Annotated in this window: 6 protein-coding genes; 4 read left to right on the top strand and 2 right to left on the bottom strand. The window is 72.1% G+C overall.

What is annotated here, in order from left to right; all coding sequences use genetic code 11:
* Positions 1–205: DUF3039 domain-containing protein (locus ACR9ZK_RS20060; RefSeq protein ID WP_481343734.1), on the top strand; the 205-nt coding region annotated here is incomplete at its 5' end.
* Positions 206–242: 37 nt separating this feature from the next.
* Here the strand turns inward: ACR9ZK_RS20060 and acs are convergent.
* Together acs and ACR9ZK_RS20050 are read right to left on the bottom strand one after the other, a co-directional pair.
* Positions 243–2,225: an acetate--CoA ligase gene (gene acs / locus ACR9ZK_RS20055; protein ID WP_481343733.1), complete on the bottom strand. Its 1,983-nt coding sequence runs from the start codon at positions 2,223–2,225 to the stop codon at positions 243–245.
* A gap of 111 nt (positions 2,226–2,336) precedes the next feature.
* Complete coding sequence (locus ACR9ZK_RS20050) at positions 2,337–3,035, bottom strand: acetate uptake transporter (RefSeq protein ID WP_481343732.1); 699 nt, start codon at positions 3,033–3,035, stop codon at positions 2,337–2,339.
* 336 nt (positions 3,036–3,371) lie between these two features.
* Between ACR9ZK_RS20050 and ACR9ZK_RS20045 the strand changes: the two genes are divergently transcribed.
* The 3 genes from ACR9ZK_RS20045 (at position 3,372) to ACR9ZK_RS20035 (ending at position 6,640) form a co-directional block, all read left to right on the top strand.
* Positions 3,372–4,304 carry a zinc metalloprotease gene (locus ACR9ZK_RS20045; RefSeq protein WP_481343731.1) on the top strand — a complete coding sequence of 311 codons (933 nt, stop codon included), beginning with the start codon at positions 3,372–3,374 and terminating at the stop codon, positions 4,302–4,304.
* Positions 4,305–4,460: 156 nt separating this feature from the next.
* On the top strand, positions 4,461–6,218 hold the full coding sequence (locus ACR9ZK_RS20040; RefSeq protein ID WP_481343730.1) for a DEAD/DEAH box helicase: 1,758 nt from the start codon (positions 4,461–4,463) through the stop codon (positions 6,216–6,218).
* Positions 6,219–6,469: 251 nt separating this feature from the next.
* Positions 6,470–6,640, top strand: a complete 171-nt coding sequence (locus tag ACR9ZK_RS20035) for a hypothetical protein (RefSeq protein WP_481343729.1) — start codon at positions 6,470–6,472, stop codon at positions 6,638–6,640.
* Positions 6,641–6,656: the final 16 nt, after the last annotated feature.

The raw sequence follows: 6,656 nt of genomic DNA, 5'->3' as shown, positions 1-6,656 counted from the left end.
CCACGAACGCTTCTCGCACTACGTGCGCAAGGAGAAGATCCTCGAGAGCGCCCTGACCGGCGAGCCGGTCGTTGCACTGTGCGGCAAGATCTGGGTGCCCGGCCGGGACCCGCAGAAGTTCCCGGTGTGCCCGGTCTGCAAGGAGATCTACGAGGGCCTGCGCGACCCGCAGGACGGTGGCGACGGCGACTCCGGCGGCAGCTGAGCGCCCACTCCGCCGGGGTTCCGGCCGCCGGGACGGCTCACGAGTCGTCGTCCTCCGGGGGCCGCTCGGCCTCCATCTGCTTCTTGATCAGCTCGACGACGGTCGAGTCGGCGAGGGTCGTCACGTCACCGAGCCGGCGGTGCTCGGCGACGTCGAGCAGCAGGCGCCGCATGATCTTGCCCGATCGGGTCTTCGGCAGCTCGGGCGTGAGCAGGATCTGCCGGGGACGTGCCAGCTTGCCGATGCGCTGGGCGGTGAGCTCGCGTAGCTCGCGGACGAGCGCGACGCCGGGTTCACCCTCGGTCGGGACGTCCGCCTTGATCGTCACGAACGCGACGATGGCCTGCCCCGTGGCCGGGTCGCTCGCGCCGACCACGGCCGCCTCGGCGACGCGCGGGTCGGAGACGAGGGCGTGCTCGACCTCGGTCGTCGAGATCCGGTGTCCGGAGACGTTCATGACGTCGTCGACCCGGCCGAGGACCCAGATGTCGCCGGCGTCGTCCTTCTTCGCCCCGTCTCCGCTGAAGTAGACGCCGGGGAAGCGCTCCCAGTACGTCGTGCGGTAGCGCTCCGGGTCGCCCCAGATGCCACGGAGCATCCCCGGCCACGGCTCGGTCACGACGAGGAACCCACCCTCCCCGGCTCCGGCCGCCGACCCGTCGTTGCGCACGACCTCGGCGCTGATCCCGGGGAACGGGATCATGGCCGCGCCCGGCTTGGTCGTGGTGATGCCCGGGAGCGGCGTGATGAGGATGCCGCCGGTCTCGGTCTGCCACCACGTGTCGACGACCGCGCACCGGCCGCCGCCGATGTGCGTGTGGTACCAGACCCAGGCGTCGGGGTTGATCGGCTCGCCGACCGAGCCGAGCAGTCGCAGGCTCGACAGGTCGTGGCCCTCGGGGTACTGCTCACCCCACTTCATCAGCGTGCGGATCGTCGTCGGGGCGGTGTAGAGGATGGTGACCTTGTACTGCTCGACGATCTGCCACCACCGGTCCTTGCCCCCGGCGTCGGGCACGCCCTCGTAGAGCATCGAGGTGACCCCGTTGGCGAGCGGCCCGTAGACGATGTAGCTGTGCCCCGTGACCCAGCCGATGTCGGCGGCGGTCCAGAAGACGTCGGTCTCCGGCTTCATGTCGAAGATGTACCGGCAGGTCGCGTAGCAGTGGGTCAGGTACCCGCCGGTCGTGTGCAGGATGCCCTTGGGGTTTCCGGTCGTGCCGGAGGTGTACATGACGTAGAGCGGGTGCTCGGCGTCGTGCGCCTCCGCGGTGTGCTCGGTGGGGGCGCCCTCCACGACGTCGTGCCACCACACGTCGCGTCCCTCGACCCAGCCGATCTCATGGCCGGTGCGGCGCACCACGAGGACCTTCTCGACGTCGGGGCAGCTCTCGAGGGCCTCGTCGACCGCGGGCTTGAGGGGGTTGACGGCACCGCGCCGGTAGCCGCCGTCGGCGGTCACGACGAAGCGCGCGTCACAGTCGAGGATGCGCGTCGACAGGGCCTGGGACGAGAAGCCGGCGAAGACGACCGTGTGCGGGGCCCCGAGCCGGGCACACGCGAGCATCGTGACGACGGTCTCGGGGATCATCCCCATGTAGATCGCCACCCGGTCGCCCTTCCTGACGCCCAGGGAGGTCAGCGCGTTGGCGGCCTGGCAGACCAGGTCCTTCAGCTGCCCGTACGTGATGGTCCGGGTGTCGCCCTCGGGCTCACCGACCCAGTGGTAGGCGACCCGGTCCCCGTGGCCCCGCTCGACCCACCGGTCGACGCAGTTCACGGCCACGTTGAGCTCGCCACCGACGAACCACCTCGCGTCCGGGAGCTTCCACTCGAGGACGGTGTCCCAGGGCCTGGCCCAGGTCAGGCCCCTGGCCTCGTCGGCCCAGAACGCGAGCCGGTCCTGCTTCGCCCTGCCGTAGATGTCGGGCTGCGCGTTGGCCTGCGCCGCGAGGTCGGGCGGCGGTGGGAACTGCCGGTTCTCGTGCAGCAGCACGTCCAGCTCGGGAGTGGTGCTCATGGCGGACTTCCTTGGTCGTGACGGAGTGCCGGGGTCCCCGGCTGACGGATGAGGGCGCGGCTCACCGCCGCCCGGGGGTCGGCCGGGCGACGATGACCGAGCGGTGGCGGCTCAGGCCAGCGGGCCGACCGGCAGGACGGTTCGCCTGAAGGTCGAGTTGGTCACGACGGCGAAGGACGTGTACCAGGCGACGGCCGCGGTGGCGACCCCGACCCACCCCCCGATCTTGGTGACGAGCGCGTAGTCGCCGTAGGCGCCGACGGCCAGCACGACGTAGGTCGCGAACAGCAGGACGAAGACGCCGAGCACGGCCATGCTGACGCGCAGCGCGGCGATGACCATGTACCCGGTGAAGAACGCCCAGACGGCCAGGAACAGCCCGGTCGCGGCCCTCGCCTCGCCCGCGCGGGTGATCCCCGGGAGCAGGAAGTTGGCGTAGACCCAGTAGGAGATCCAGAAGGCGCCGTAGGACGAGAACGCGAGGGCACCGAACGTGTTGCCCCGCAGGAACTCCCACATGCCGGCGAGCAGCTGTGCGGCCCCGCCGTACACCAGCGCGAGACCCAGCACGACGGGTGCCGCTGCGGCGCCGACGAGCCCGGTGTTGACGATGCTGAGCACCATCGTCGTCATGGCGAAGGCCGCGAGGCCGAGGGCCGCCGGGTCCGCGATGCCCGACGCGTCGGCCACGGCCGGTGTGGGCTCCGTACCGCGCTCGGGCGGGCCGGTCGTCTCGGCGGCCACCGCCCCGGGGTCCGCCGTCTGCGCCGGGTGGTCCGGGTGCCTGGGGTGAAGGATGTGTGTTGCCATGATCCGGGCCCCTCCAGAGGCCCTCTGCCGGGCGACACGGGGTGGCAGATCCGTCATGGCGACGTGGCGGGTCATGTCATCACGGCGCACCTTGCGCAACCCGACATGGCGAATCTACGTCTGTCGCGACCGACTCACAAGATCGCCGCCCTCCGTGCTGGGGGGCGCCGCGTCGCCCGGCCGCCGCGCCTGCGCCGGGCGTCCGACTGGCGTCCGGCGAGGGTTTCCTGACGCACTCTTTACCGGCTGCGGCGGCCCCACAGACCCGGGCGTTCCTACGCTCGCTGGCTAGCGACGCCCGATCGGGTGTCCTGACAGCGAGAAAGGTTCTCCTTCATGAAGCTCCGCTCACTGGCGCTGGCTGCTCCGCTCGCGCTCGTCGCCGCATCGCTGGCCGCACCGGCCATGGCGTCGCCGACCTTCGACGTCCGCGGCACCACCTGCCTCGACCCGGCCTCCGTCGGGGCGCGCAGCATGCACGGCACCGCCAAGGACCCGCACGAGCTGACCGACGCGCAGGTGCGCGCCAACGAGGCCGCGCTCCGCACGGCGTTGGCGGCCAAGGGCCTGGGCCTGACCTCGTCGGGTGCCGCGGCCCGCCCCGGGGGCGGTGCGGCCTTCGCGAGCGCGACGATCGACGTGTACTTCCACACGATCACCGACGGGTCGCAGGGGTCGATCAGCGCCTCGACGATCAGCAGCCAGATCAGCGTGCTCAACAACGCGTACGCGGGCTCGGGCTTCAGCTTCCGCCTGGCCGGCACCGACGTCACCGACAACGCGGCCTGGTACACCGTGACGCCGGGCTCCACGGCCGAGCGGAACATGAAGAGTGCGCTGCACCGGGGCGGCAAGGCCGCGCTCAACCTCTACGCCGCGAACATCGGTGACGGCCTGCTCGGCTGGGCGACCTTCCCGAAGAAGAACCCGGGCACCCAGGACGGCGTCGTCATGCTCAACGCCTCGATGCCGGGCGGCTCGGCGACGAACTACAACCAGGGCGACACCGCGACCCACGAGGTCGGCCACTGGCTCGGGCTCTACCACACGTTCCAGGGCGGCTGCTCCGGCTCGGGGGACTACGTCGACGACACCCCGGCAGAGGCCAGCGCCGCGTACGGGTGCCCGACCGGGCGCGACACGTGCACGAGCCCCGGACTCGACCCGATCAGGAACTTCATGGACTACACCTACGACTCGTGCATGACCGAGTTCACGGCCGGCCAGGTGACCCGCATGCAGGCCCAGTGGACGGCGTACCGCGCCTGACCTGCGCTGACGCCGCCGAGGCCTCCGCCGGACCCGTCCCGGGCCACCGCCCGGGCACCCGGCTCGGCTGCGGCACATAGCATCCCGACCGGGGCCCCGCCAATACGGCGGGGCCTCGGCATGTCGCCGGCCCGGAGCGGCTACCGTGGGCGGCCTATGAGTTCAGGGGCCGCCTTCCACCTCCCACCCGCCTTCCCGGAGCGGGCCGCGTGGGGTACCGCGAGCAAGCTGCGCGCCTGGCAGCAGGAGGCCCTCGACCGGTACGTCGCGCAGGCCCCGCGCGACTTCCTCGCCGTCGCGACACCGGGGGCGGGCAAGACGACCTTCGCCCTCCGCGTCGCGACCGAGCTGCTGAGCGGCGGCGTCGTGAACCGGGTCACCGTGGTGGCCCCCACCGAGCACCTCAAGACGCAGTGGGCCGACGCCGCAGCCCGCGTCGGGATCAGCCTCGACCCGAGATTCAGCAACAGCATCGGACGCCACAGCGAGGACTACCACGGTGTCGCCGTCACGTACGCCCAGGTCGCCTCGCGCCCCTCGCTGCACCGCGAGCTGACGACGTCGCGCTCGACGCTCGTCATCCTCGACGAGGTGCACCACGGCGGCGACGCCAAGAGCTGGGGCGACGGCATCCGGGAGGCGTTCGAGCCGGCCACCCGCCGACTGTCCCTCACGGGCACCCCGTTCCGCTCGGACACCTCGCCCATCCCGTTCGTCCGTTACGAGCTCGACGAGGAGGGCGTCCTCGTCAGCTCCAGCGACTACGCCTACGGGTACGCCGAGGCGCTGCGCGACGGCGTCGTGCGCCCGGTCCTCTTCATGGCCTACGGCGGCACGATGCGCTGGCGCACCAAGGCCGGCGACGAGCTGGAGGCGCGCCTCGGCGAGCCGATGACCAAGGACGCCGTGGCCAACGCGTGGCGCACCGCGCTCGACGCCAAGGGTGAGTGGATCCCGGCCGTCCTCGCGGCCGCCGACAAGCGCCTCACCGAGGTCCGGCGGCACGTCGAGGACGCCGGTGGCCTCGTCATCGCGAGCAACCAGACCCAGGCGCGCGCGTACGCGGCGCACCTGCGGGCGCTCACCGGGGAGTCCCCGACCGTCGTGCTCTCCGACGACCAGGGCGCCTCGCAGCGCATCGAGCAGTTCGCCGGCAGCACGTCGCGGTGGATGGTGGCCGTGCGGATGGTCTCCGAGGGTGTCGACGTTCCGCGCCTGTGCGTCGGCGTCTACGCGACGTCGACCTCGACCCCGCTGTTCTTCGCCCAGGCGGTCGGCCGCTTCGTGCGCGCGCGGCGACGCGGCGAGACGGCGTCGGTCTTCCTGCCGTCGGTGCCCGTCGTCCTCGACCACGCGGCGCGCCTCGAGGAGCAGCGTGACCACGCCCTCGACCGCAGGCCCGACCCCGACGACGTCGCCCAGATGTGGGCCGAGGAGCAGGCGCTGCTCGACGAGGCCGCCCGCGACGAGAAGGCGAGCGGGGCGCTGGCCGAGGGCTCGTTCGAGGCCCTCGAGTCCGAGGCGCACTTCGACCACGTCCTGTTCGACAAGCAGCAGTGGGGCATGCACGCCGAGGTCGGCTCGGAGGACGAGCAGGACTACCTCGGGCTGCCGGGCCTGCTCGAGCCGGACCAGGTCGCCCAGCTGCTGCGCGAGCGACAGAGCAAGCAGGTGCGCAAGGCGCCCCGAGACGCCGGGCCGACCCCGGTGGCCGCGCACCGCGCCCTCGCCGCGCAGCGCAAGGAGCTGAACAAGCTGGTCGCCGCCTACGCGCGCCAGAAGGGCTACCCGCACGCCAACGTCCACATGGACCTCCGACGTGCGTGCGGTGGGCCCGACCTCGCGGCCGCGAGCACCGAGCAGGTGACCGAGCGGATCGAGAAGATCCGGCTCTGGCTCGTCGGCCGCCGCTGAGCCGTCCAGCGCGGTCCCGCGCCCTCACGTGCCGTCACCTGGCGTTCCGCGGCGTCACGTGGCGTCACGTGGCGTCACGTGCCGTCACGTGCCGTCACGTGCCGTCACGTGGCGTTCACGAAGGCGGGTGGTCCGCATCGCCCCGTTCGTCCCCGGCCGCGGCTAGGGTCGGGCGCGTCCCGCTCCGGCGGGACAGACCCCACACCGCTTCGCGACCCGCGCAGCACCCCGGCGCGGCAGACAAGGACGACATGAGCACCGACGAGACCCCGGACTTCCTCTCCTCGCCCACCACCCGTCGACAGCTGCTCGCGATGGCAGCCGTCGGTGGCGCGGGCATCGCCACGGTCGCGGCCGCCTCGCCGGCGGGTGCCGCCGGCACCACTGCCGGCGCCGGCAGTCTGTCTCTTCTACACATCTGACGCCGCCGACGACGGA

The sequence above is a fragment of the Monashia sp. HAY1-5C genome, assembly GCF_056755255.1.
This window is presented reverse-complemented; position numbering and strand designations above follow the sequence as displayed.

Coding starts and splice junctions, on each gene's coding strand:
- acs (WP_481343733.1), bottom strand. CDS start 2,225: ATGAGCACCACTCCCGAGCTGGACGTGCTGCTGCACGAGAACCGGCAG.
- ACR9ZK_RS20050 (WP_481343732.1), bottom strand. CDS start 3,035: ATGGCAACACACATCCTTCACCCCAGGCACCCGGACCACCCGGCGCAG.
- ACR9ZK_RS20045 (WP_481343731.1), top strand. CDS start 3,372: ATGAAGCTCCGCTCACTGGCGCTGGCTGCTCCGCTCGCGCTCGTCGCC.
- ACR9ZK_RS20040 (WP_481343730.1), top strand. CDS start 4,461: ATGAGTTCAGGGGCCGCCTTCCACCTCCCACCCGCCTTCCCGGAGCGG.
- ACR9ZK_RS20035 (WP_481343729.1), top strand. CDS start 6,470: ATGAGCACCGACGAGACCCCGGACTTCCTCTCCTCGCCCACCACCCGT.